The sequence below is a fragment of the Neisseria subflava genome (genome assembly GCF_003044645.1).
GTDB classification, from domain to species: domain Bacteria; phylum Pseudomonadota; class Gammaproteobacteria; order Burkholderiales; family Neisseriaceae; genus Neisseria; species Neisseria subflava_B.
This window is the reverse complement of sequence record NZ_POXL01000001.1, coordinates 12,914-36,593: the sequence shown is the minus strand read 5'-3', so window position 1 is coordinate 36,593 and position 23,680 is coordinate 12,914. Positions and strand designations below refer to the sequence as shown.

General features: G+C 46.1%; 21 protein-coding genes and 1 pseudogene. 8 read left to right on the top strand and 14 right to left on the bottom strand.

Annotated features, from left to right (window positions below; translation table 11 throughout):
* Positions 1-6: 6 nt before the first annotated feature.
* Positions 7-645: a hypothetical protein gene (locus DBY97_RS00185; RefSeq protein ID WP_049333475.1), complete on the bottom strand. Its 639-nt coding sequence runs from the start codon at positions 643-645 to the stop codon at positions 7-9.
* Complete coding sequence (locus DBY97_RS00180; RefSeq protein ID WP_107857060.1) at positions 645-1,907, bottom strand: multifunctional CCA addition/repair protein; 1,263 nt, start codon at positions 1,905-1,907, stop codon at positions 645-647. Before DBY97_RS00180 ends, DBY97_RS00185 begins: the two co-directional genes overlap by 1 nt.
* Positions 1,908-2,099: 192 nt before the next feature.
* Here DBY97_RS00180 and ung point away from each other — a divergent pair, with 192 nt between their 5' ends.
* Entirely contained in the window at positions 2,100-2,759 is a 660-nt protein-coding gene (ung, locus tag DBY97_RS00175) for a uracil-DNA glycosylase (protein WP_107857059.1), read from the top strand.
* A 54-nt stretch (positions 2,760-2,813) separates the two neighbouring features.
* Here the strand turns inward: ung and DBY97_RS00170 are convergent, their stop codons facing one another.
* From DBY97_RS00170 to DBY97_RS00150, 5 genes are all read right to left on the bottom strand, one after another.
* Positions 2,814-3,887, bottom strand: a complete 1,074-nt coding sequence (locus DBY97_RS00170; RefSeq protein WP_107857058.1) for a sulfate/molybdate ABC transporter ATP-binding protein — start codon at positions 3,885-3,887, stop codon at positions 2,814-2,816.
* Complete coding sequence (gene cysW / locus DBY97_RS00165) at positions 3,884-4,744, bottom strand: sulfate ABC transporter permease subunit CysW (protein WP_107723225.1); 861 nt, start codon at positions 4,742-4,744, stop codon at positions 3,884-3,886. The genes DBY97_RS00170 and cysW overlap by 4 nt, the downstream gene beginning before the upstream one ends.
* Positions 4,745-4,828: 84 nt before the next feature.
* Positions 4,829-5,665, bottom strand: a complete 837-nt coding sequence (gene cysT, locus DBY97_RS00160) for a sulfate ABC transporter permease subunit CysT (protein WP_004520580.1) — start codon at positions 5,663-5,665, stop codon at positions 4,829-4,831.
* Positions 5,666-5,825: 160 nt separating this feature from the next.
* Positions 5,826-6,275, bottom strand: coding sequence for a lipoic acid synthetase (locus DBY97_RS00155; protein ID WP_107857057.1), 450 nt, complete (start codon positions 6,273-6,275; stop codon positions 5,826-5,828).
* Between the two features lie 13 nt (positions 6,276-6,288).
* A complete protein-coding gene (locus tag DBY97_RS00150; protein ID WP_036493670.1) occupies positions 6,289-6,483 on the bottom strand; it encodes a hypothetical protein in 195 nt (64 codons plus the stop codon).
* A 185-nt stretch (positions 6,484-6,668) separates the two neighbouring features.
* On the opposite strand from DBY97_RS00150, the gene DBY97_RS00145 reads away from it, so the two are divergent.
* The gene (locus DBY97_RS00145; RefSeq protein WP_003683571.1) at positions 6,669-8,297 is read left to right on the top strand and encodes an ABC-F family ATPase; all 1,629 of its coding nucleotides are present in this window, start codon (positions 6,669-6,671) and stop codon (positions 8,295-8,297) included.
* A gap of 185 nt (positions 8,298-8,482) precedes the next feature.
* Positions 8,483-10,924, top strand: a complete 2,442-nt coding sequence (locus tag DBY97_RS00140) for a calcium-binding protein (RefSeq protein WP_107857056.1) — start codon at positions 8,483-8,485, stop codon at positions 10,922-10,924.
* A 106-nt stretch (positions 10,925-11,030) separates the two neighbouring features.
* Here the strand turns inward: DBY97_RS00140 and DBY97_RS00135 are convergent, their stop codons facing one another.
* A complete protein-coding gene (locus DBY97_RS00135) occupies positions 11,031-12,248 on the bottom strand; it encodes a D-alanyl-D-alanine carboxypeptidase family protein (RefSeq protein WP_107857055.1) in 1,218 nt (405 codons plus the stop codon).
* A gap of 204 nt (positions 12,249-12,452) precedes the next feature.
* On the opposite strand from DBY97_RS00135, the gene ilvA reads away from it, so the two are divergent.
* Positions 12,453-13,976: a threonine ammonia-lyase, biosynthetic gene (gene ilvA, locus DBY97_RS00130; protein WP_107857054.1), complete on the top strand. Its 1,524-nt coding sequence runs from the start codon at positions 12,453-12,455 to the stop codon at positions 13,974-13,976.
* 59 nt (positions 13,977-14,035) lie between these two features.
* Here the strand turns inward: ilvA and trmB are convergent, their stop codons facing one another.
* The 3 genes from trmB to DBY97_RS00115 all read right to left on the bottom strand — a co-directional run bounded on the left by trmB (position 14,036) and on the right by DBY97_RS00115 (position 17,303).
* Complete coding sequence (trmB, locus tag DBY97_RS00125) at positions 14,036-14,752, bottom strand: tRNA (guanosine(46)-N7)-methyltransferase TrmB (RefSeq protein WP_107857053.1); 717 nt, start codon at positions 14,750-14,752, stop codon at positions 14,036-14,038.
* A gap of 137 nt (positions 14,753-14,889) precedes the next feature.
* Entirely contained in the window at positions 14,890-15,546 is a 657-nt protein-coding gene (locus DBY97_RS00120) for a response regulator (RefSeq protein ID WP_070647160.1), read from the bottom strand.
* Positions 15,543-17,303, bottom strand: coding sequence for a histidine kinase (locus tag DBY97_RS00115; protein WP_107857052.1), 1,761 nt, complete (start codon positions 17,301-17,303; stop codon positions 15,543-15,545). The genes DBY97_RS00120 and DBY97_RS00115 overlap by 4 nt, the downstream gene beginning before the upstream one ends.
* A 260-nt stretch (positions 17,304-17,563) precedes the next feature.
* Here DBY97_RS00115 and mobA point away from each other — a divergent pair, with 260 nt between their 5' ends.
* From mobA to DBY97_RS00095, 4 genes and pseudogenes are all read left to right on the top strand, one after another.
* A complete protein-coding gene (gene mobA, locus DBY97_RS00110; RefSeq protein ID WP_107857051.1) occupies positions 17,564-18,145 on the top strand; it encodes a molybdenum cofactor guanylyltransferase MobA in 582 nt (193 codons plus the stop codon).
* Positions 18,146-18,529: 384 nt separating this feature from the next.
* Positions 18,530-19,108 (top strand): NAD(P)H-dependent oxidoreductase, encoded by a 579-nt coding sequence (locus DBY97_RS00105; protein WP_107857050.1) that lies wholly within the window; start codon positions 18,530-18,532, stop codon positions 19,106-19,108.
* 421 nt (positions 19,109-19,529) lie between these two features.
* Complete coding sequence (locus DBY97_RS00100; RefSeq protein ID WP_107857049.1) at positions 19,530-21,242, top strand: DUF262 domain-containing protein; 1,713 nt, start codon at positions 19,530-19,532, stop codon at positions 21,240-21,242.
* Positions 21,243-21,409: 167 nt separating this feature from the next.
* Positions 21,410-21,538, top strand: a pseudogene (locus tag DBY97_RS00095) (NADPH quinone reductase MdaB); the annotation flags it as partial.
* 257 nt (positions 21,539-21,795) lie between these two features.
* Here DBY97_RS00095 and DBY97_RS00090 read toward each other — a convergent pair.
* From DBY97_RS00090 to DBY97_RS00080, 3 genes are read right to left on the bottom strand one after another with little or no spacing between them, the layout of a single operon-like run.
* Positions 21,796-22,635, bottom strand: a complete 840-nt coding sequence (locus DBY97_RS00090; RefSeq protein WP_107857047.1) for an NAD-dependent epimerase/dehydratase family protein — start codon at positions 22,633-22,635, stop codon at positions 21,796-21,798.
* 41 nt (positions 22,636-22,676) lie between these two features.
* Positions 22,677-23,159, bottom strand: coding sequence for a DUF2269 family protein (locus tag DBY97_RS00085; RefSeq protein ID WP_063075737.1), 483 nt, complete (start codon positions 23,157-23,159; stop codon positions 22,677-22,679).
* Complete coding sequence (locus DBY97_RS00080) at positions 23,156-23,545, bottom strand: DoxX-like family protein (protein WP_107857046.1); 390 nt, start codon at positions 23,543-23,545, stop codon at positions 23,156-23,158. Before DBY97_RS00080 ends, DBY97_RS00085 begins: the two co-directional genes overlap by 4 nt.
* Positions 23,546-23,680 lie beyond the last annotated feature (135 nt).

Below are 23,680 nucleotides of genomic sequence, written 5' to 3'. Positions count from 1 at the left end.
GCTGTTTCAAAGGGCGTCTTTAAGTTGACGGGCTTTGGCGAATGTGGGGATAAATCTGTTCAATTCAATATTGACTGCCTGAAAATCGCGGCTATCAAAAAAATCGCCGATACGTATGGTTTTTCCCTGATAATCGAAAGACCATGCACCTTGTACACATTTTTGGATACGTAAAATATTGGGGATATTGTGAATTTTTCGTTTCATACCATTTTGGTATAGGTTTTCGTTTGGCAACCTCTGTTCCCTTCCTTGTGCAATAGGAGCTTTGGGAATATGGTCACGAGAATGCCATTCGGAGATTTCTGACAACGGGAAACTACGCCAACGCCCAATGGAGAACAAGGTATAACCATGAGACAGCGTATGGTTACGGATCTTGATGTTTTCACGTACGAAAAGTTGCCAAAGAAGGCCGTAAACAAGTGAACCCACTAAGTAGAAAGTAAAAAGTAAAGGGATGAGAATGGCTTCTAAATTAGTGAAATAGTGTTCTTCAAGGTAAAACGGCGCGATGCATGTAAGAGCAAAGGAAAACATAAGAAATACCGCGGTAAAACCGATTTCCTGCGAGTCATGTACAACACGTGCAGATACGGCAATGCCGTCGGGCATGAGTTCGATTTTATAACGCGAAGATGCCATCAATAGCCTCCTATTTTTTCAGCCTGATACGCTTTTTGCAGCGGCCTAATTTGCGCCAAGCGTGCATGATCGATTTGTTCGGCAATTAAATGGGCTTTGCCTTGCGCGCGGCACTCGGCGGCAATTTTGCCTGCATCTACTTGGTTGGCTGCTTCAAGTAAGGCCAGCCAGTGTTCACGCTGCGGATAGAGGGCGTCTTCAAGGTTCAGACGGCCTTGTTTGTCGGCCACGCAGACGTTTAAGGCCGTCTGAAAACGTTCGGGGCGGCGGAATGCGTCGGTTTTTTTCAAAACATTCAAAATAGTTTTACTTTTGAACTGCCCGACTTGATGGAGCATGATGTGCCAACGGCAGACGAGTTCGGCAAGCTCGGCACAGTGTTTGGGCGCGCGCAGGCGTTGATTGACTTCGCGGACGGGTTCGACGCCGTTAAGGTCGTGTCCGTAGTGTTTTGGCAGTATATCGGCCGGTGTTTTTGCCTTGCCCAAGTCGTGTAATAGGGCGGCATAGCGTTCGGCGAGGGACAGGTTCATCTCGGCGGCTCGTTGTACAACCATCAGCGTATGAATACCGCTGTCGATTTCGGGATGATAGTCGGCGCGTTGCGGTACGCCGAAAAGGGCATCGACTTCTGGCAGTAAAACTTTGAGTGCGCCGCATTCGCGCAAAACTTCAATCATTCGGCGCGGATTTTTCTCCATCAAGCCTTTGGCCAATTCCTGCCAGACGCGTTCGGCAACCAAGGCATCCGCCTCGCCGTTTTCTACCATTTTCCGCATCAGCGACATGGTTTCATCGGCAATTTGAAAACCATAACGCGCGGCAAAACGGGCGATACGCAAAATCCGCACGGGGTCTTCGGCAAAGGCAGGCGAAACGTGGCGCAGGATGCCGGCCGCCAAGTCTTGTTGTCCGCCAAAGGGGTCGATGATCGTGCCGTCTGAATCCTGCGCCATGGCATTGATGGTCAGGTCGCGGCGCATCAGGTCTTGTTTCAGCGTAACGTCTTTATCGGCATGAAAACTGAATCCGGCATAGCCTTTGGCAGTTTTACGCTCGGTACGGGCGAGGGCGTATTCTTCGTGGCTGTCCGGGTGGAGAAAGACGGGAAAATCCTTGCCAACAGGTTGATAGCCTTGAGCCAACATGGTTTGCGCATCTGCACCGACGACTACCCAGTCGCGGTCTTTGACGGGCAGGCCTAAAAGATGGTCGCGGACAGCGCCGCCGACAAGATAGGTTTTGATGGTTTGTGTATTCATATAAAAATCGAACGATATAAAAAGGCCGTCTGAAAAGCCGTATTGGGTTTTCAGACGGCCTGAGTCAGAACGCTATTATGACGCTTTAGGTTTGTTGCTGTCGATAATCTTCAGTCCTGCGGCGACAACAAACCATATCGTTATGCGGCATATCCTTTATAATAAGCCCATTCAAATACGGAGCGGCAAATAATGCAGACTTGGCACGAGGCAATTGGTGCGGAAAAAGAAAAGGCGTATTTTCAAACGATTTTGGAGAAGGTGCGCCACGAAAGGCAGGCTGGGATAACCGTTTATCCTCCTGAGCGCGATGTATTCAATGCCTTTCGGACGACAGAGTTTAGAAGTGTAAAGGTTGTGATTTTGGGGCAAGACCCGTATCACGGTGCGGGTCAGGCGCATGGTTTGGCGTTTTCCGTGCAACCTGAAATTGCAGTGCCGCCGTCGCTGGTCAATATTTATAAAGAGTTGGCGACGGATATTGAAGGTTTTCAGATTCCGCAACACGGCTATTTGCAGCATTGGGCGGAACAGGGCGTGTTGCTGTTGAACACGGTATTGACTGTCCGTGCCGGTGCGGCGCATTCTCATGCGACTTTTGGCTGGGAGGCGTTTACCGATGAAGTCATCCGACAATTGGATAAGGAACGCGAGCATTTAGTCTTTATGCTGTGGGGCAGCCATGCGCAGAAGAAAGGAGCGTTTATCGACCGCAACCGCCATTTGGTGCTGACCGCGCCGCACCCTTCGCCTTTATCGGCATATCGCGGCTTTTTCGGCTGCAAACATTTTTCGCAGGCAAACACTTATTTGCAGGCGCATGATTTAGAGCCGATTGATTGGCAGGTTTAAATAAGATGAAAGGCCGTCTGAAAGCATATTTTCAGACGGCCTTATGCTTTAGTCTCAAATCGAATATTCAATCAGTTCGTTTTGAGAAAAGACATAAACCTGTTTCGGAATCAGCTTCAATTCTTTGCCTTCAGCGATTTGGTAACGCGCGGCATCGCTGCCTGCCAGCGTGATATGCACGTCTTGTTTGTCGTGTTTCACCAAAATATGCGTCAGTGCGCCGACGGCGTGGATTTTTTCGATTTCGGCGCGGATCATCGGTGTTTCGTTTTCGGCGGCCAGCTGCCATTCGTGCGGACGAATGTAGCCGATGGCAGTTTGCTCCTGCCATTTGTATTGCGCGTCCAATTTCCATGCGAAGCCGTTGTAATGCCAGATGCCTTTTTCGATGCGTCCTTCAAAAGCATCGGTTTCGCCGAGGAACTCGGTAACGAAGGCGTTTTCGGGTTTGCGGTAAATGGCTTCGGCGCTGCCGGTTTGTTCGATTTTGCCGTGGTTCATGACGACGATTTCGTCGGAAACTTCAAGGGCTTCTTCTTGGTCGTGTGTGACCAAAATGCTGGTTACGCCCAAGTTGTGATGGATGTCGCGCAACCAGGTGCGTAATTCTTTGCGCACTTTGGCATCCAGCGCGCCGAAGGGTTCGTCCAGAAGCAGGAGTTTGGGTTCGACCGCAAGGGCGCGGGCGAGGGCGATGCGTTGGCGTTGGCCGCCGGAGAGTTGGTGTGGATAGGATTTGGCGAGGTGGGAGAGCTGCACGAGTTTGAGCAATTCTTCGACTTTGGCGCGGATTTGTTCTTTGGACGGGCGTTCGGATTTGGGCAATACGGTCAAACCGAAAGCAACGTTGTCAAACACGTTCATATGGCGGAAAAGGGCGTAGTGTTGGAACACGAAACCGACTTTGCGCTCGCGCACATGCTTGGCGGTGACGTCTTGCCCGTCAAAGAGAATTTGGCCACCGTCGGCGTTTTCCAGCCCGGCGATGATGCGCAGGAGCGTGGTTTTGCCGCAGCCGGAAGGGCCGAGCAGGGAAACGAGTTTGCCGGTGGGGACGTTGAGGTTGATGTTTTTCAGCGCGTGGAATGCTCCGAAGTGTTTGTTTAAATTTTGAATAGTGATGCTCATACTGCGTTCCTTTCGGCGGCGGCGAGTTTTTTGTCTTGTAATTTTGTGATGATGTTTTGCACCAGCAAGGTGGCCAAGGCTAAAAGTGCCAATACGCCGGAGAGGGCGAATGCGCCGGTGAAGTTGTATTCGTTGTAGAAGATTTCGACCAAAAGCGGGATGGTGTTGGTTTCGCCGCGTATGTGTCCCGATACTACGCTGACTGCGCCGAATTCGCCCATCGCGCGGGCGTTGGTAAGGATGATGCCGTAGAGTAGCGCCCATTTGATGTTGGGCAGGGTAACGCGCCAAAACATCTGCCAGCCGCTTGCGCCGAGAATCAGCGCGGCCTGTTCTTCGTTGTCTCCCTGCGCCTGCATCAAAGGAATGATTTCACGCGCAACAAAGGGGAAGGTAACGAACAGCGTCGCCAAAATAATGCCGGGGATGGCGAAGATAATCTGTATGCCTTGCGCTTCGAGCCAGCCGCCCAATGCCGTGTGCGCGCCGAACAATAAGACGAACATCAAACCGGCCACCACGGGTGATACGGAAAACGGCAAATCGAGCAGGGTGGTCAGCAACTGCTTGCCTAGGAAGTCAAAACGGGTCAGCAGCCACGCCATCGCCACACCCAATACGGCATTGACGGGAACGACAATCAGCGCGGTAATCAGTGTTAATTTGATGGCAGACCATGCTTCGGGATCGGTCAGAGATTGCAGGTACAAATCCCAACCGCCTTTTAAGGCCTCGTAGAATACGGCAACCAAAGGCACGACCAGCATCAGCAGCAGAAAGCCCAAGGCAGTAGCAGTCAGCAACACGCGCAGCCAACGCGGTTCGCTCAGGTTTGGATTGGTAGAATGGGTTTTCATGTTAGTGAAGTCTCGATTTATTCTTGTATCCGTTTAGGCCGTCTGAAAAATGTTTGCTTGATGTTTCAGACGGCCTGTTGTTTGTTAAACCCTCGCTCCGGCGCGGCGGCTTAAAGTCCATTGCATAATGTTTAAAATCAGCAGGATGACAAACGAAATCATCAGCATAAACAGAGCAACGGCAGACGCGCCCTGAGCATCGTATTGCTCCAGTTTGCCGGTAATAATCAAGGGCAGGATTTCAGACACCATCGGAATATTGCCTGCGATGAAAATGACCGAGCCGTATTCGCCGGTAGAGCGGGCAAACATCATGCCTGCGCCGGTCAACAGGGCCGGTGTGATTTCAGGCAAAAGAACACGGCGGAACGTAGTCCAACGGCTTGCGCCCAAAGTTGCCGCCGCTTCTTCATACTCGCCCGATAATTCTTCCAATACCGGCTGCACGGCGCGGACGATAAAGGGCAGGCTGACGACAATCAGCGCAATCCAGATGCCGGTAGGCGTAAAGGCAATTTTGATGCCCAAAGGCTCGAAAAAACGGCCTATCCAGCCATTGGGAGCGTATAGGGTTGCCAAAGCAATGCCTGTTACCGCCGTCGGCAGCGCAAACGGCAAATCGACCAAAGCGTTTACCAACCCTTTGCCCGGAAATTCATAGCGCACCAATACCCAGGCGACCAACGTGCCGAACACGATATTGGTCAACATCGCATAAAACGACATCCGCAAACTCAGCCAGACGGCCGCCAAGACATTGGGTTCGGTAATTGTGTTCCAAAATCCGCTCCAGCCGATTTCCGCCGCTTTGGCCGCCATCATCGCAAACGGCAAAACCACCAAAAGCGACAGGCACAAAACCGTCAAACCCAGGCTGAGCTTGAAACCCGGCAATACAGAGGGTGTTTTGAGTAACAACATAATGGCAACCGTCAGAATTTAATACACGCTTACTTTAACAAGGCCGTCTGAAAACTGGAAAGAATGCTTTGTTTGGTATAAAGACGATTTTGTTATATTGAAAAGATGAAAAGGCCGTCTGAACATCAAGTTTCAGACGGCCTTGCTGGTGTGGTAAGGATCAATAGGCAACAGGATTTTGAGATGCAGGCTGGCGTTGCGCCGCGTCATAGTTTTCCTGAGCCGAGCGGACGGCTTTTTCCAAACCGTTTATCCGTTCGAGATAACGGGCGTAGTTACGCTCATTGCCATAACGCACTTTTTTGCCTTCTTCCAAATTTTTCTTAGCGGTATCTAAAGCACGCTTGGCCGCGCCGACATCAGCCGGATTGACCGGGGCGACAGCTTCTTCCGCCTGCTCGGCTTTGCTTGGGGAAGTCGGCGTTGCCGGTGTTGAAACAGGCGCAGAAGTATATACGGACGGTTTGCCGATATTGCTGGCTTTGCAGTTTTTGCCGCCAGCTTGGGTATAGACTTTGCGGCCGGCAGAATTGGTACATTCAAAAATAGGCGCGGCGGAAACCGCAGTTGTCAAAGTGAGCAGTAATGTGCTGATCCAGATTTTGTTCATTTTTTATTTTTCCTTAAAACCATTTCCACCAAACAAACAAAGCCGCAATCATGATGATGTTGGCGAAGAGGATGGGTTTCCACTGTCTGGGCGCGCGCCGCAATTCAGAGCCAGATCGTGTGCGGCGGATATAGAAAAACGGGCTGAGTAGCATGGAAGCGGCGCATACCAAAATAATCACGGCGTAATAGATTTTGTGCGTTTCTATATCGTTTCTCCGTTTCAGACGGCCTGAAAGGCTGCCTACAACGCATTTTTGCGTGAAGCGTTGCCTGTTTTCATCTTGCATCGGTATTGGGCACATTTGCCATGGCCTCAATCCTGAGGTCTTTGCAAAAATATGCTACAATCGCGTCCGATTATAACATTCTATTTATAAAGGTTTTACGAATAATGATTTCTACCAACGGCATTACCATGCAGTTCGGCGCAAAGCCGCTGTTTGAAAACGTATCCGTCAAATTCGGCGAAGGCAACCGTTACGGCTTGATCGGCGCCAATGGCTCAGGCAAATCCACCTTCATGAAAATCCTCGGCGGCGATTTGGAACAGACTGCCGGCGAAGTAGCGATTGAAAACGGCGTGCGTTTGGGTAAATTGCGCCAAGACCAGTTTGCCTACGAAGACATGCGCGTGCTGGACGTAGTGATGATGGGCCATACCGAAATGTGGGCGGCGATGACCGAGCGTGATGCGATTTACGCCAACCCCGAAGCTACCGAAGACGACTACATGAAAGCCGCCGAACTGGAAGCTAAGTTTGCCGAATACGACGGCTACACTGCCGAAGCACGCGCTGCCGAATTGTTGAGCGGCGTGGGCATTTCCGAAGATTTGCACAATGCGACCATGGCAGAAGTTGCCCCGGGCTTCAAACTGCGCGTATTGCTGGCGCAAGCCCTGTTCTCCAAACCAGATGTATTGCTCTTGGACGAACCAACCAATAACTTGGACATTAATACCATCCGCTGGTTGGAAGGCGTGTTGAACCAGTACGACTCCACCATGATTATTATTTCGCACGACCGTCACTTTTTGAACGAAGTCTGCACACACATGGCGGATTTGGACTACAACACCATCACCATCTATCCGGGTAACTACGACGATTATATGCTCGCTTCCGCCCAGTCGCGTGAGCGTGCCCTGAAAGACAACGCCAAAGCCAAAGAGAAACTGCAAGAGCTGCAAGAGTTCGTCGCCCGCTTCTCTGCCAACAAATCCAAAGCTCGTCAGGCAACCAGCCGTCTGAAACAGGCAGACAAAATTAAATCGGAGATGGTCGAAGTCAAACCTTCTACCCGTCAAAACCCATATATCCGTTTTGAAGCCGACGAAAAAGCCAAGTTGCACCGTCAGGCAGTGGAAGTTGAAAAACTGGCCAAACGTTTTGAAACCCAGTTGTTTAAAAACCTGAACTTCATCCTTGAAGCAGGCCAGCGCCTCGCCATCATCGGCCCGAACGGCGCAGGTAAATCCACCTTGCTGAAACTCTTGGCAGGCGCGTACAACCCCGAATATTCAGACGGCCTGTTGCCGGACGAAGGCACCATCAAATGGGCAGAAAAAGCCAGTGTCGGCTACTATCCGCAAGACCATGAAAACGACTTCGACGTCGATATGGACCTGAGCGAATGGATGCGCCAATGGGGTCAGGAAGGCGATGACGAACAAGTCATCCGCGGCACTTTAGGCCGCTTGCTCTTCGGCAGCAACGATGTCGTGAAAAAAGTGAAGGTTCTCTCCGGTGGTGAAAAAGGCCGTATGCTTTACGGCAAACTGTTGCTTTTGAAACCCAATGTTTTGGTCATGGACGAACCGACCAACCACATGGACATGGAAAGCATTGAATCCTTAAACATGGCGCTGGAAAAATATAACGGCACGCTGATTTTCGTCTCACACGACCGTCAGTTTGTATCTTCGCTGGCTACCCAAATCATCGAATTGGATGGCAAAGGCGGATATGAACACTACCTGGGTGATTACGAAAGCTATCTAGAGAAAAAAGGCTTAGTTTAAGCTCATATTGATAAGCTATTAAGGTATTGAAATGCCGTCTGAAAACCGTTGTGTTTTCAGACGGCATTTTTTTCTTTATCAAACTTAATAATAGATTACTGAACTTTTATGCTAATTTTATGACCAATAGGAACTTATATCGGAGATTAATTTAAAAATACAATATTTTTGAAGGAATATATCAAATGGTAGACCTTAAAACTGTAGTATCAAACGCTTCCCAATATGGTGCAAAACTTGCCTACACGACTTACGAGGCAGAACAGGGTGAGTTGAAGAACGGTATCGTTGAGAACCACTCTTCTTCTAAAGAAACAGATCGCGTAACTGCCCGTGAAGCAAGCGGTCAGGCATATGTTGATTTGCCAACTAATGCATCTGTTTCATTTATTGCGCAAGCAGAAACCAATGCTGCAACCATCCGTTATACCGTTCCTGACGGTGAAAGCGGTAAAGTAGAAGTCAAAGTCAATAATACAGTGATCGGTACTTTGGATTTATCTTCCAAATCCAACTGGCAATATTTGGATAACTACAAATATCATCCGGATGGCGATATTAAAGTTAATGATACACCTGCGGCAGATAGGCTTGCCCGCTTCCAATTTGATGAAGTCAGCCAATTATTTAAAGAAGCCAACATTAAGGTAGGGGATAAGGTTACCATCACTAATATCGATAGCACGCCTATAGGCATTGACTTGGTTGATTTGGAAAAAGCACCGGATGCCATTAAACAGCCTGAAAACAGTGTCAGCATTACTGATTTCGGCGCAATTGCCAATGACGTCTCGGATGATTACCAAGCATTCATGGCTGCAATCGAATCTGCAAAAGCGTCTAAAAAATCTGTTTACATTCCTGAAGGTCAATTTGATTTCAGTCAACAGCTGCACATTTACGCCCCCGAAGGTGTAAAAATTAGTGGAGCAGGACAATGGCACACTAAATTGCACTTTACCAGCACAAAAGTAGGTGGAGGAGGTATCGTGTTTGAACACGGCACCAATAAAATTGATTTTGGAAATGTTTCCATGGATTCGGATTTAACTTCTCGCTATAACGAAGGCGCGAACTATAAAGCTATTTCCGGTACCTTGGGTAACGGTTCATCGATTCACGATATCAAAATTGAACATTTTGAAGTAGGTGCCTGGATTGGTGATTATGCCCCAGCATCTGATATGCACTACACTAATGGTTTGACTATTTCTAATGCTACTATTCGCAACAACTTTGCAGACGGCGTTAACTTTGCCCAAGGTACCAGTAATTCCACCGTTATCAATTCCAATATCCGCGGCAATGGTGATGATGGCTTAGCAACATGGTCAAGTCATCATGAGAATACCAATGCCCATGTTGCTGAAAATAACCGCTTTTTGAATAATACCGTTGAATTAGGCTGGCGTGCGGCAGGTATTGGTATCTTTGGCGGTAAAGGTCATGAAGTAGCCAATAATCTTATCAAAGATAATGCCAATTGGGGTGGTGTACGCTTAAACACTGTATTCAAAAACAGCCATAATTTTGATTTCAATGATACGGGTATTTCCGTTCACGATAACTTGCTGGTAAACAATGGGACTAATACGGACACATATGGTCGTGTTAAGGGTTCTATCGATTTAGAAGAAGGCAGGGATTATGCTACTCCCGAAAAAGATATTTTGGGAGAACTCAACAATATCAAAATTGAAAATAACACTATTGTGAATAATCTTTCCGACCAAGAGATTACCAAAACCCGTAATCCTAAAGAAGGCAATATTCCGGAGCCTGCAAACGAGACTACATTAACCATCGAAAATAATCATAGCCTTTCGGTAGCAGAAAATACTTCTGCAAAAAATGTAGCGGAAATAGATGATCACAGTCTTACCCAAGCCTCACTTCATTTAGGTGCTGATAATATCATCACAATTACAGACAGCAGCCATGCTCTTGTCAGCGGCGGCGATGGCAATGACCGTATCAGAGGCGGTTTGGGCAATGATACGATTAACGGTGATTCAGGTAATGACATTATTTTTGGCTATGATGGAAACGATCGTCTCAATGGCGGTATTGGTAATGATTCTATACATGGAGGTAACGGCAACGATACTTTATGGGGCGAAAGTGGCAATGACCGTTTGAATGGCGGTGATGGCGACGACGTTTTGTTCGGCGGACAAGGAACCGATTACTTGGTAGGCGGCAAGGGTGCCGATACTTATGTTTTCAGCCTTGGAGAAGGTAAGGATACGATTATCGATAATGTAGGCGAACATAATGCACTGCAATTCGGCCAAAATATCTCTGTTAATGACCTGCACATTGATGTTACCAGCGATGTTCGAGGCAATACTGATTGGAAAATTACCATTAAGGGATCAGAAGGGGACAGCATTACCATCAATGACCAATTCGTTTCCGGTAACACTAACAATGCCGTGATTGATACCTTCCGTTTCGATGAAGGCACATTGAGCCTGCAAGAGTTGATGGGGAGATTGTCAGGCAATGGCAATATCAATAATTTGTCAGCCGTCAATACGCATACTGAGCGCATGAGCTACTCGTCTGTCGATACGACTGATGTTCATGATGACACAGCATCTACCGCCAACGCTGGAATTATCTAATTAGCTGTCTTTTAGGCTGAATAAAGGCCGTCTGAAATCTAGAAAACAGGTTTCAGACGGCCTTTTTGTAGCTTATCTTGTTTATGGTTGAATGTTTAGAAGGGCATTAACTGAATAATCCTTTAAACCACAACACAATCGCATCCCACATACGGCGCAACCAGCTGCCTTCTTCCACGCCGGTCAGGGCGACGACGTCTTTTTCGGCAATGATTTTGCCGTCTTTCATGACTTTCAGCTTGCCCAATACTTGGCCTTTTTCAATCGGGGCGAGGACAGGCTGAAGCGTTTCTAAAATAGGTTTGACGTTTTTGCCGGTATCGTGGGGAATGGTAATGTAGACATCGTCCAAGAAGCCGATATCTACGGCTTTGGTGCTGCCTTTGTAAACTTTGACTTGGGAAATCACTTCTCCGCTGTTGTACAGTTTAGGCGTATCAAATGCCTGCAATGACCAGTTGAGTAGTTTGCTGCTTTCGCTGGCGCGCGCTTCGGTGGATTCGGCACCGGCAAGGATGGAAACAATGCGGCGGTTGTTGCGTTTGCTGGAAGCGGCAAGATGGTAGCCTGCGCCTTCAGAATAGCCGGTTTTTAAACCGTCGATACTGCTGTCGCGATAGAGTAGGAGATTACGGTTGGGTTGCTCGATATTATTGTATTTGAAAGATTTATTCGCGAATAAAGGATAATATTTCGGATAGTCATTGATGAGTGCAGCAGCCAAGATGGCAAGGTCGCCAACGGTTGAAACATGACCGTTAGAAGAAATACCGGTCGGGTTGTTGAAGTGGGTGTGCTTCATGCCCAAGCGTTTGGCTTCTTCATTCATTTGTTTGACGAATTCGTCGATAGAGCCGTTGCCAATGGCTTCGGCAAGGGTAATGGCGGCATCGTTGGCCGATTGGATGGTTGTACCCTTAATCAAGGAGCTGACGCTGACAGGAACTTTCGGATCAAGGAACATGCGCGAACCTTCGACTTTCCATGCGGCATTGGAAACGGTCAGCATTTGGCTTGCTTCAAGTGTACCGTTTTCCAGTGCTTTAAAGGCAAGGTAGGCGGTCATCATTTGCGTCAACGCGGCTGGCTCGATAGGTGTATCGGCATTGTTGGATGCCAAGGTTTGCTTGCTGTGCAGGTCGGTAACGATATAGGCCGTCGCCGCAATTTCCGGCGGCGTTGTCGGGCTGTTGATGCTGTGCAGCAGCGGCTGCGTTTGAGCCTCGCTTTGTACGGCAGGTGTAGATGCAACCGGGTTGGCAGCGAGGGCAGGAGTATTCAGGAGGGCAGCAAAAATTAAGCTAAGTAGCGTTTTTTTCATCATTATTTGTGGATTTAAATATGAGTGGATACTGTTATGAAGCAAACAGTTTGGCATATTAAATAGATATTAAGCGGACATTATACCGTCTCATTTAGGCTTTGCTAAGATTTTTCTTGCCTTCAGACGGCCTCAGGGGTATGGTTTTAACTTTTTCCTCCGGTCGGTTTGACCGAATTGCAATTTATTTCCGAACACTAAAATACCATGAACCATTCCCTTCCTCTTTCTGATTATCTAACCCGTATTTTGACTGCTTCCGTTTATGATGTAGCCGTAGAAACGCCTTTGGATCTGGCACGCAGTCTGTCAGACCGTCTGAACAATCAGGTTTTGCTCAAGCGCGAAGATTTGCAGCCGGTGTTTTCGTTCAAAATTCGCGGCGCGTACAACAAAATGGCGAAGCTGCCGAAAGAAGCCTTGGATTGCGGCGTGATCGCTGCCAGCGCGGGCAACCATGCGCAGGGTGTGGCTTTATCGGCGCAATATTTGGGTTGCCGCGCCGTCATCGTAATGCCGGAAACAACGCCTAAAATCAAAATTGATGCGGTAAAGAGCCGTGGCGGTGAAGTGGTATTGAAAGGTGTGTCTTACAACGATGCCTATGATTATGCGATGGAGTTGGCAGAAAAGGAAAAACTGACCTATATCGCGCCGTTTGATGATCCTGATGTGATTGCGGGTCAGGGAACCATCGGCATGGAAATCCTCCGTCAACACCGCAATATCAATGCGATTTTTGTCCCGATTGGCGGCGGCGGTTTGGCAGCAGGCGTGGCGGCGTTTATTAAACAGGTTTGCCCTGAAATTAAAGTCATTGGCGTGCAAACCGATGATTCTTGCTGTATGAAGCAATCGGTTGAGGCAGGGGAAATCGTACATTTGAAAGATGTTGGCCTGTTTTCAGACGGCACGGCTGTTAAAGTGGTGGGCGAGGAAACCTTCCGCTTGTGTAAAGAGCTGTTGGACGAAATTATTACGGTCAATACGGATATGTTGTGCGGCGCGATTAAAGATATTTTTGACGATACGCGCAGCATTACCGAGCCTGCTGGCGCATTGGCACTTGCCGGCCTGAAGGCTTACGTTGCGAAAAACAATATCCAAGGTCAAAACTTGGTTGCCGTCACCAGTGGCGCCAATATGAACTTCCACCGCTTACGCCACGTTTCGGAGCGCAGTGAGCTGGGCGAGGGCAACGAAGGTATTTTCGCCGTTACCATTCCCGAAGAAAAGGGCAGCTTCCTGAAGTTTATCAATTTGCTGGGAAGCCGGAACATTACTGAGTTCAATTATCGCTACGGCAGCGATAAAAATGCGCATATTTTTGTCGGTTTGCAAACCGCCGGTGCGCAAGATTTGGCAGTCATCAGTGAACAACTGACTGAAGCAGGCCTGCCCAATGTCGATTTGACCAATGATGAAATCGCCAAAATCCATATCCGTTACATGGTCGGCGGCCGTACGGAAAAAGTAGCCAACGAACGTTTGGTCAGCTTTGAATTTCCTGAACGCCCGGGTGCGTTGTCCCGTTTCTTGAATCATATGCGTGCCGAATGGAATATCACTTTGTTCCATTATCGCAATCATGGTGCGGACTACGGCCGTATTTTGGTCGGTATCGATGTACCTGAAAGCGACAATGAAGCCTTTACCGACTTTTTGGAGAGTTTGGGTTATGTTTATAAAGTAGAAACCGATAATCCGGCTTATAAACTTTTCTTGGCTTAATCAGTAAGATAAAAGGCCGTCTGAAACTTTTCAGATGGCCTTGTGTTTTATATTTTGCTTTATTTTTTGCGGAACACCAAGTCCCAAACGCCATGACCCAATCGCTTGCCTCGGGCTTCAAACTTGGTTTCAGGACGATAATCAGGCGTAGGGGCGTAATCGGCAGCCGTGTTTTGCAAAGAGTCGAAACTGCTCAAAACTTCCAGCATTTGCACGGCGTATTCTTCCCAGTCGGTCGCCATATGGACATAGCCGTCGCTTTTGAGTTTGGGCAGCAGCTTTTCAACAAACGGCACTTGTACCAAGCGGCGTTTGTTGTGGCGTTTTTTGTGCCAAGGGTCGGGGAAGAAAATATGAATGCCGTCTAAAGAACCGTCTTCCAGCATCTTTTCCACTACTTCCACCGCATCATGACGCATCACGCGGATATTGGAAATGTGTTCTTCCTCAATCAGCTTCAAGATATTGCCGACGCCCGGGCCGTGAACATCAATCGCTAAAAAGTCGGTATCAGGCAGACGTTTGGCGATTTCCACTGTCGCGACGCCCATACCGAAACCGATTTCTAAAACTTTAGGATTGTCCCGTCCAAAAGCATGGTTCAAATCCAAAGGAGCTTCTTGGAAGTCCACACCAAATTGCGGCCACATCGTATCGATGGCGCGCTGTTGGGCCGCGGTCATATGGCCTTGGCGCAAGACGAAACTGCGGATGCTGCGTTTGTGTTCTTCAGGAACGGTATTTTCGGGTGTATTTTCTGGAATGTTTTCAGACATATTGTTTAAAATCAGTGAGAAATCAAATAAAAAGGCCGTCTGAAAGAATCAGACAACCCTGCATATAAATCGGCGTGATTATAGCGAATAAACGCTCTTCCCGAAACCTTTTAAAAAGAAGGTTTCAGACGGCCTTTTTAAGACAATTCCGGTTGCGGTACTTTGTGTTGCACCGCATAAACCGCAGCTTGAACGCGGCTGCTTAGATTCAGCTTGCGCAACAGGTTCTGCACATGCACTTTGACGGTTGACTCAGCCAAGTTTAAATGGCGGGCAATGATTTTATTGCTGTGTCCGGCGGCAAGGTAGCCCAAGATTTCCATTTCGCGCGGGGTCAGTTGCTCCAGCAGATGGTCGGAGCGGGAAGGAGAAGGAGAAATCAGCGATTGCACCAAGCGGCTGGTCATTTCCGGAGAGAAGACATTGTCGCCATCGACGGCTTTACGGATGCTTTCCAACAGGAAGTCGGCATTGATGTTTTTCAGCAAAAAGCCTTTTGCACCCATACGCATACATTCGGTCAAATCATCGCTGTCTTCGGAAACAGTCAGCATGATGACGGTCAGCTGCGGATTGATACTTAAAATTTGGGCCAATGCTTCGCGGCCGTTCATGACCGGCATATCCAAGTCCAGCAAGACCACATCAGGCTTGAGCTGCTCAACCATTTTTACGCCGGCCAGGCCGTCTGAAGCTTCGCCGACGACTTCAAAATCAGGCTGGCGCGAAAGCAAGGCCTTGATACCGCTGCGAAATAGGGTGTGGTCGTCAATAAGGGTAATTTTAATCGTCATGATGCTGTTCTCATTTGTTGCGGCAAAGTCAGCATAACCGCCGTACCTTGCCCAATCTGCGATGTAATGGCCAATTCTGCGTTAATCCGTTGGGCCCGTTCTTGCATAATGCCCAAGCCGACATGTTCGCCTGAAGGCCGGTTTGATAGGTGTTCTTTATTAAAGCCTGCGCCGTCATCACGAATCGTCATGACAAAATCGCCGTGGTTGGCAATTTCGACGCTGACATGTTGCGCACGCGCGTGCTTACGGATATTAGACAGGCTTTCCTGCAAGATGAAGATGATCTGCAAATGCTCATCATAATTCAAAGCCTGCCCGTCGTCCTGCCATTTTAAATCAACTGGAATACCGGTTTGTCGTTCAAAACGCGCCAGCAGCGATTCTACCGCTTCAGGAAAATCTTTATTACTGATTTTGGTGCGGAAATTCATCAAAAGTTCGCGTACGTCCTCGTAGCATTCCTGCACGCCGTCTTTGATGAAGCCGATATTTTCTTCGGCCTGCTCGCGTTGGTCTGAAGCAAACGCGCTTTCCAACATTTGTACCTGCAAATTCAAAAAGGTCAAAGCTTGCGCGATGCTGTCATGTAAACCTTGTGCAATCAAGTTACGCTCCTGTAAGACGGCAAGCAGGCGGCGCTCTTGTTCCATGCGGTTGTTAGCGATGGAAATGCCCAGCTGTCCGCTTAAAGTATGCAACAATTTTTCATCTTGCTCATTGGGCATATGGCCGTCTGAAAAATACAGGGCCAATACACCGAGCTGTTCGTCCTGGTAAACGATTGGGAATTCTACACGATTTCCCTCTTCGGTTTCACCGACACTTGCCGCCAAGTCAGAGCGTTTGCGTTCTTCATCGGAAAGATATACCGTACCGCCCAAAGCAGAAAACGCCGGCAGAATCTGAGCCAAAAATTCTTCTGCGGCCTGTTGCGGCGTAAAGGTTTGGTGCAGATTGCGCGTGGTTTGGTAGAGTAAGGTCAAATCACGGTTTTGCCGCGCGAGATCTTGAGTTTGTTTGTCAACCTGTCCTTCTAAATCCGTATAAAGCGTTTTCAGACGTCGGCTCATTTGGTTGAAGCCCTTGCTGACTTGGGCGAATTCACGAATTTGGTCTGTATCGATTTGTACCCCGAAACGACCTTCGCTGATGGTTTCTACCCCGTCGCGCAATTTTTCCAGCGGCCGGATGATCCACGAATAATGCCAAACAATCATCAAGCCGGCAGCCACTAAAATCATCAACATCATCGCCATTTGAAAACGGCGTAGCCACAAAGTATTTTGCTCGTTGGCGTTTTCCATAGCTTGTAAAAACAGCTCGATATTGCCGGCAAAACGGTATAGGCCGATTTGGGTCGGCCGCTCGTAATGTTGCAAAGAAGGCTTGATGTTGGATTCCCAATCAATCAACAGCATCGATTGGATCAAATCGTAAGCCAGCGGCATTTGTGACGGAATCAGCGGATGAATGGCATCGCTTTGCGTTACATTGGCCAGCGTACGTTCAAATTCTTTAATTTGGTTGTCAATTTGAGCATTGGGCGTACGGACGCTTGCCATATAAGCCAAACGATATACCTGCATTTTCAAGCTGCCCGCATCTTCAATCGTTTTAGCCGCGCTTTCCAAACGCCAAGAAAGCAGCAGGGTAAAGGCAATCGATAAAAAAGCCGAGCCGACCCATAACACAGTCAGTAGTTTTAAACGCGAGGACAGGCTCAGGCCGTCTGAAGATCCGGAGAATAAACGCATAAAGTACGCAGGAAAACTAATCCGATAATCTTATAAAAATATCATTCTTTTGGTCTATAAACAACCTATCTAAAATAATTGTATGGTTATGATAAGAAAAAACAGGGGTTTAATGTAAAATCATGTTATGATAAAATTCATCTTAAGTGAATTAAATCACAAAACCAGGTTTCAGACGGCCTGAAGCCTTAAAAACTTATTCTATAAATACAACATCGCGAATAACACTTACACACTCTGCTTTGCAAAGGACTACCAAAATGAAAATTTTTGCACTGATATTGGCCGGCGGGCAGGGAAGCCGGATGGGAGGTGTCGATAAAGGGTTGGTGCAATGGCACAACAAAGCCTTGATAGACCACGTTATCGAAAAAATCCGCCCGCAAGTCAGCCATATCGCCATCAGTGCCAACCGCAATCTCGAATCCTACGCCCAACGCAGCGCGCACGTTTTCTCGGATGCGCGCCAATGGCAGCATTACGGCCCTTTGGCCGCCTTGTGTACCGCTGCCAACGATTTGCAAATTGCTACTGCAGACTGGTTGCTTATCGTCTCCTGCGATATGCCCCGCCTACCTGAAAACTTGGTTTCCCAGTTTGAGACCATCGCCAAACGCACGCCGTTGTGCAATGCATTTTACGTTGAAACCCCGGCTAGACCGCATTACAGCGTGATGTTTATCCGTCCGCAAATCCTGCAAAGCACCGTGCCATACCTTTATTCAGGAATGCGCAGCATCCGAGGTTGGCTGCAGCAACAGCGCGCGCGGGTTGTCCATTTCCCTCATGAGCAGGATTTTATCAGCTACAACACAGAAAACGATTTGGCCCAGCCTTTGTAGTTGGGTAGATAAGGGGACTAATGTTCAGGTAGAGATATGCCAAATTGATGATTATTTAATATCTTTCAATAGGTAATAACTATCTTGTAATCAGTCCCCTTATAAATTATTCAATCCGTATATTCAGAAGAATGATACGTTTCTCGTTGAAATAAATTTTAGCTTTTCCCTATCGACTGAAGCTTTTAGGTCATTTAGTCTGCCTAAGTCCAAATTATCTACAAACAAATCCTCGTAAAACAGTTGACCGAAAAAATTCACAGGATATTCTGATTTTACGTTGCATGGCTTAAGATGTTCAGACGGCCATACTTTCAAAATAAAGGCTAAAACGGCATAATAGCAGCCCCTCTTTTTTAGAATTGTCTGGTTTAGGAGAGTGAAATGAATATTTTATTATTGGATGGCGGTAAAGATTTCGGACATTCGCATGGCGAGTTGAACCACACGCTTCACAAAAAAGCGAAAGAAGTTTTGACCGCACTTGGACACAATGTAAAAGAAACCGTGATTGATGCCGGCTATGATGTTGAAGCAGAAATCGAAAAATTCTTATGGATGGATGCCGTGATTTGGCAGATGCCGGGCTGGTGGATGCATGAACCTTGGACAGTGAAAAAATACATAGACGAAGTATTCACCACTGGACACGGCAAGCTTTATCAAAGTGATGGCCGTCATCGTGTCAATCCAACCGAAGGCTACGGCACAGGTGGCTTGTTGCAAGGCAAAAAACACATGCTTTCACTTACTTGGAATGCGCCGATTGAAGCCTTCACCCGTGAAGGTGACTTCTTCGAAGGTAAAGGTGTAGATGTATTGTATATGCACTTCCACAAACTCAACGAGTTCATCGGTCTGACCCGTCTGCCGACATTCTTATGTAACGATGTGATTAAAAATCCACAAGTAGAACAATACTTAGCTAACTACCAAGCATATTTAGAAAAAGTATTTGGTTAATTGATAATTGAGAAACATTCGTTTAGAGGGTGAGCATTTTGGCTCACCTTTTTTATTCGATTTTCAATACATCTTAAAGCCAATTTTTAGTAACATGGGCAGTAAAAAGGAATATGTTGGCTTAAATAACGTATTATTGTATCTAATACTTTATCTAAAAAAGTTAGTTTGCACATCAAACTTCCTAATAGAAAGGGAGAATGAATATTTAATCTAACAATACAGATAAACTCTCATCCAGAGTGAAGACGAATAGTTTAAAAGTTTACGTAGAACAGTTTACATCTGAACAGAAATTGTGGTTTTCAATAGTGGATTATCGTGGACAGGATTGGATGATAAATATACTGTTGTATAGGATTATTACATATAATTAGTGTACAATATTTATGTCTAAACTTACTGTTATTAGGAATAAATTATGAGTATTCAAGATTATACTATTAAAGGTGAAGCGTTTTATTTAAGTAAAGTATTCAGTTCGGATTTCCAATATTCCATTCCTGATTATCAACGTCCATATTCTTGGGAAGAAGAGCATATCAAGCAATTATTTAATGATTTATATGAGTTTTATCAAAGAAAAACAGATGAAAGCTATTTTTTAGGCAGTATTGTGGTTATTAAAAAAGATCATCACCCGGAAGCAGATGTGGTTGATGGTCAGCAACGTTTAACTAGTTTAACTATACTAATTGCAGCTTTAACCCACTATTTTTCAGACGAAGATAAACCTGAAGGCAAGGAAATTTTACAGCAGCCTGCTAAAAAATCACAAAATCTTGCTGCACAACCAAGATTAACTCTTCGACAACGTGATAAAGATTTTTTTAGAAAATATATTCAAGAACTAAGATTCAATGAATTAAAAAATTTAACTATAGATCATGATTGTAAAAATGATGCCCAAAAAAATATAGTTAGAAATGCCAAAATCATATTAGAGTGTATTCAAAATAAATTTAGTAATGATAGTGTAGCTATTTTTGATTTTTTTAGTTTTTTAATTCAAAAATGTTGCTTGGTTATTGTATCTACACCTAATCAAAAATCAGCATTTCGTATTTTTTCCGTTATGAATAATCGTGGTTTGGATTTGTTGCCAACTGATATTTTAAAAGCAGACTTGATAGGAAAAATACAGACTAATCAAGATGAATATACTCAAAAATGGGAGGATTTAGAGCAAGAGTTAGGACGAAACCGTTTTAATGAACTATTTACCCATATCCGTATGATAGAGTTGAAAAATAAAGCACAAAGAAGTATTTTAGAAGAATTACAAGAGTTAGTTTTACCTAAAATCACCTCTATTTCAGACTTTATTGATAATGAACTTTCTAGTTACGCTTCAGCATTTAGTGCATTAAAAAATAGTAAGTACCGAGCAGATAGCAATGAATTTGAAATAAACCAATATGTTTATTGGTTAAATCGAGTAGGCTTTTCTGAATGGTTACCCGTAGCGATATTGTTCTTACATCAAAAACCAGATAGTAATCAATCGATTGAGTTCTTTAAATATTTAGAGATATTAACTTCTTATTTGCATCTATCCGCAAAAGATGTAAATAAACGCATTGAACGTTATGCCTTAATCTTAAAGGATTTGCAGAATAATCCAAGACAATGTAGCTCAAACTTATTCTTAAACGACGAGGAAAAACAATCCTTTAAAGAACTGTTGGATGGCAATATTTATAATAAGCTTACATCAATTAGAAGAAATTATTTGATTTTAAGATTGGATGCTATGATTTCCGATGGTGCAGCTAATTATAATAATGGGTCTGGATTATTAACAATTGAGCATGTGTTGCCACAAACAATAGAGGACGGCAGTCAATGGAAACAGTGGTGGGTAGACAAAGATGGGAACGATACCCTACACCAAACTTGGTTGCACCGATTGGCAAATTTAGTTCCATTGAATAAGAGACGCAATTCTGCTGCTTCAAATTGGGAATTTAAAATAAAGAAAGAAAAATATTTTTCAGGGAATGATAGCGTTTCTTCCTATGCTCTGACTAGCCAAGTATTAAAAGAAAATGAGTGGACACCAGAGATTGTAAAAAATCGACAAAAAGAATTATTGGAAAGTATTTACAAAAACTGGTCTTTATCGCATCTATAGGAACTTTAGTCTGCTCAAAGAGATTTGGCTCAATAAAAAACCGTCTGAAACGATCATTCAGACGGTTTTTTATTTATACAAGATTTTGTGAAAAACATTAAAAATGAGATAATTCTCAAACCTTTTAAGAAGCTTTATTGATAAAAATATTTGGAGAAAGCATGGAACACAAACTCAACAAGTTCATCGGCTTGACCCGTCTGCCGACATTCTTATGTAACGATGTGATTAAGAATCCACAAGTAGAACAATACTTAGCTGACTACCAAGCCCACTTGGAAAAAGTGTTTGGCTAATTGCAAAATATGGGTTTGGGAGGTGGGCATTTGCCCACCTTTTTTCATTTTTTGTTTATGCTTACTGTGTGTCTAAAGACAAGCAAGCTTGCACGAAACGGCATAGTGTTTTTGCCGATGTGCCAAATTCCTAAATGGAAACTTATAACATACCTTTATTGATGCTAGAACCTGTCAATAGCAATGTCTGAATAGGCCGTCTGAACAACAGACGGCCTTTCTTTCTTGATTTTAAGGTTAAATAGTTATCAGCCGATTTATAGGCAACCGGCAAAGTTTTCTGCCGCCAATGGTTCCCTGCCTAGTAAAGCTGCAAAATCAGAATAGTCGGCGCATGAGCCTTGCTTGAGTAGGGAAAAGCTGTCTCGGCTGATAATGCCGTTGCTGAGGATATTTGCCAACGGTAGCGCTGGGTTAAGCAGGCGTAGGGGGAAAGACAGAATACGTTGTGGCGGTTTATGGTGCAGGGTTTGGCGGATGGTGGTCAGGTATTTCGCCAAAGTCAGCGTTTGACTGCCAGCCATATTGATGATGCTATGGTCGGTGTCGGCTTGGACGGCAAGTTTTGCCAAACCTTCGGCAACATCGGCAAGATGGACAGGCTGCAAAGGAAAGCGGCCACCTTCCGGCAGGGGAAGTAAAGGGAGGCAGGCTAGTTTGATGAATAGCTCGCAACTGGTTCCTCCTCGCCCGTAAACGACGGATGGTCTGGCTATGGCAATCGATATATCGTTTTGAGCAATGGCATCATCGCCACGTCCTTTGCTGCCGACAAAGTTGATGGAGTGAGATGGATCGGCACCCAGCGCGGATAGTTGCACCCAGCGTTTTACGCCTGCTGCTTTTGCCCATGTAGCGAGCTGTCTAGGCGTGTGGTAGTGTACGGTTTCGAGTATTTGGGCATGACGGCTCATGATGCCAATACAGTTAATGAGGACGTCTTGTCCTTCCAATAAACGGCGTGCGGCTGTTTCATTGGGATGAAGAAAGTCGAAGGCGCGGCGGTCGGGCGTACAAACTTGGTGACCTTGTTCTTTGAGGATTTGAACGGTACGGCTGCCGATAAAGCCGCTGCCTCCGAAAATGATGATGTTCATATGTTTTTCTTTATATTGTTGCTGAGGCCGTCTGAAAACCCTTAAATCGGTTTCATCACCATTAGGAAGTAAATCACGATAGTGGCGCAAAAGGCAGGATAGCCGAGCAATTCCCAGCGTCTAGCGTAACGCCAGTAGGGTTCCGGAATGGTGTCTGCGTTTTCTTTATGCGCTTTTTCTGCAATCTTGGCCATGCGGATTTGCAGCCAAACAACGGGGAGCCAGCAAATACCTGAAAAGATGTATAAGGCCAGCGTCATCCATACCCAATTTTGTTCCAGCATAGTGGCAACAGTGTAGCCGCGTTCATACAGCATCCATAAGCCGGATAAGGGTTGGAAAATAACGGCGGGGGTTGTAAACCACCAGTCCGCTTTGATGACCCAATGCGAGACGACCGACTGCGCGGCAACCGAACCGCTGCGGTTTGCCCAAAAGAGGTAAAACGCTGTACCAAAACCGGTGCCGACCATTAAGGTAGCCGAGATGATATGCAGGGTTTTAACGATTAAATAGGTATTCATTTTTTATCTCCTACGGATTGATACAGGAAAAACAAAGTAGCCATAATCGGCAGATTTTTCATCAAAGGTGCAAATGGATGCATCCACATTTCGGGCAGTCTGAAGGCAATAATCAGGCTGTATGCCGTGACGGTTATCAATTGCAGCAACCATATTTCGGAACGGGAGCGAAAGCGGCTGAAGCATAAAAAGGCAAAACCAATGTCCAGCAGAGAAGCGGCGATTAATGTAGGCCATTGCAACGGATCGGGAATACCGACCGAATGCAGCAAATCCAATGACATTTCAGGCATGAAAAACAGAGGTTGGGTACCGCTCCACAGCCATAGCAGCCCCATCGAGTAAGACAGGTAGGCGGGTAGGGTGTGCGTAGTGTTGTCGGACATGCTGGTTTCCTATTTTGTTTTAGTTTAAATATATAATTAGTCTGTAATTTCTATAATTTCTGTTAAAAGAGAAATTATAGGGCAAAAAATTTTAAATAGGCTCCGGGATTGTTTCTTTGGGTGGGAAATCCATAT

Coding starts and splice junctions, on each gene's coding strand:
- DBY97_RS00185 (WP_049333475.1), bottom strand. CDS start 645: ATGGCATCTTCGCGTTATAAAATCGAACTCATGCCCGACGGCATTGCC.
- DBY97_RS00180 (WP_107857060.1), bottom strand. CDS start 1,907: ATGAATACACAAACCATCAAAACCTATCTTGTCGGCGGCGCTGTCCGC.
- ung (WP_107857059.1), top strand. CDS start 2,100: ATGCAGACTTGGCACGAGGCAATTGGTGCGGAAAAAGAAAAGGCGTAT.
- DBY97_RS00170 (WP_107857058.1), bottom strand. CDS start 3,887: ATGAGCATCACTATTCAAAATTTAAACAAACACTTCGGAGCATTCCAC.
- cysW (WP_107723225.1), bottom strand. CDS start 4,744: ATGAAAACCCATTCTACCAATCCAAACCTGAGCGAACCGCGTTGGCTG.
- cysT (WP_004520580.1), bottom strand. CDS start 5,665: ATGTTGTTACTCAAAACACCCTCTGTATTGCCGGGTTTCAAGCTCAGC.
- DBY97_RS00155 (WP_107857057.1), bottom strand. CDS start 6,275: ATGAACAAAATCTGGATCAGCACATTACTGCTCACTTTGACAACTGCG.
- DBY97_RS00145 (WP_003683571.1), top strand. CDS start 6,669: ATGATTTCTACCAACGGCATTACCATGCAGTTCGGCGCAAAGCCGCTG.
- DBY97_RS00140 (WP_107857056.1), top strand. CDS start 8,483: ATGGTAGACCTTAAAACTGTAGTATCAAACGCTTCCCAATATGGTGCA.
- DBY97_RS00135 (WP_107857055.1), bottom strand. CDS start 12,248: ATGATGAAAAAAACGCTACTTAGCTTAATTTTTGCTGCCCTCCTGAAT.
- ilvA (WP_107857054.1), top strand. CDS start 12,453: ATGAACCATTCCCTTCCTCTTTCTGATTATCTAACCCGTATTTTGACT.
- trmB (WP_107857053.1), bottom strand. CDS start 14,752: ATGTCTGAAAACATTCCAGAAAATACACCCGAAAATACCGTTCCTGAA.
- DBY97_RS00120 (WP_070647160.1), bottom strand. CDS start 15,546: ATGACGATTAAAATTACCCTTATTGACGACCACACCCTATTTCGCAGC.
- DBY97_RS00115 (WP_107857052.1), bottom strand. CDS start 17,303: ATGCGTTTATTCTCCGGATCTTCAGACGGCCTGAGCCTGTCCTCGCGT.
- mobA (WP_107857051.1), top strand. CDS start 17,564: ATGAAAATTTTTGCACTGATATTGGCCGGCGGGCAGGGAAGCCGGATG.
- DBY97_RS00105 (WP_107857050.1), top strand. CDS start 18,530: ATGAATATTTTATTATTGGATGGCGGTAAAGATTTCGGACATTCGCAT.
- DBY97_RS00100 (WP_107857049.1), top strand. CDS start 19,530: ATGAGTATTCAAGATTATACTATTAAAGGTGAAGCGTTTTATTTAAGT.
- DBY97_RS00090 (WP_107857047.1), bottom strand. CDS start 22,635: ATGAACATCATCATTTTCGGAGGCAGCGGCTTTATCGGCAGCCGTACC.
- DBY97_RS00085 (WP_063075737.1), bottom strand. CDS start 23,159: ATGAATACCTATTTAATCGTTAAAACCCTGCATATCATCTCGGCTACC.
- DBY97_RS00080 (WP_107857046.1), bottom strand. CDS start 23,545: ATGTCCGACAACACTACGCACACCCTACCCGCCTACCTGTCTTACTCG.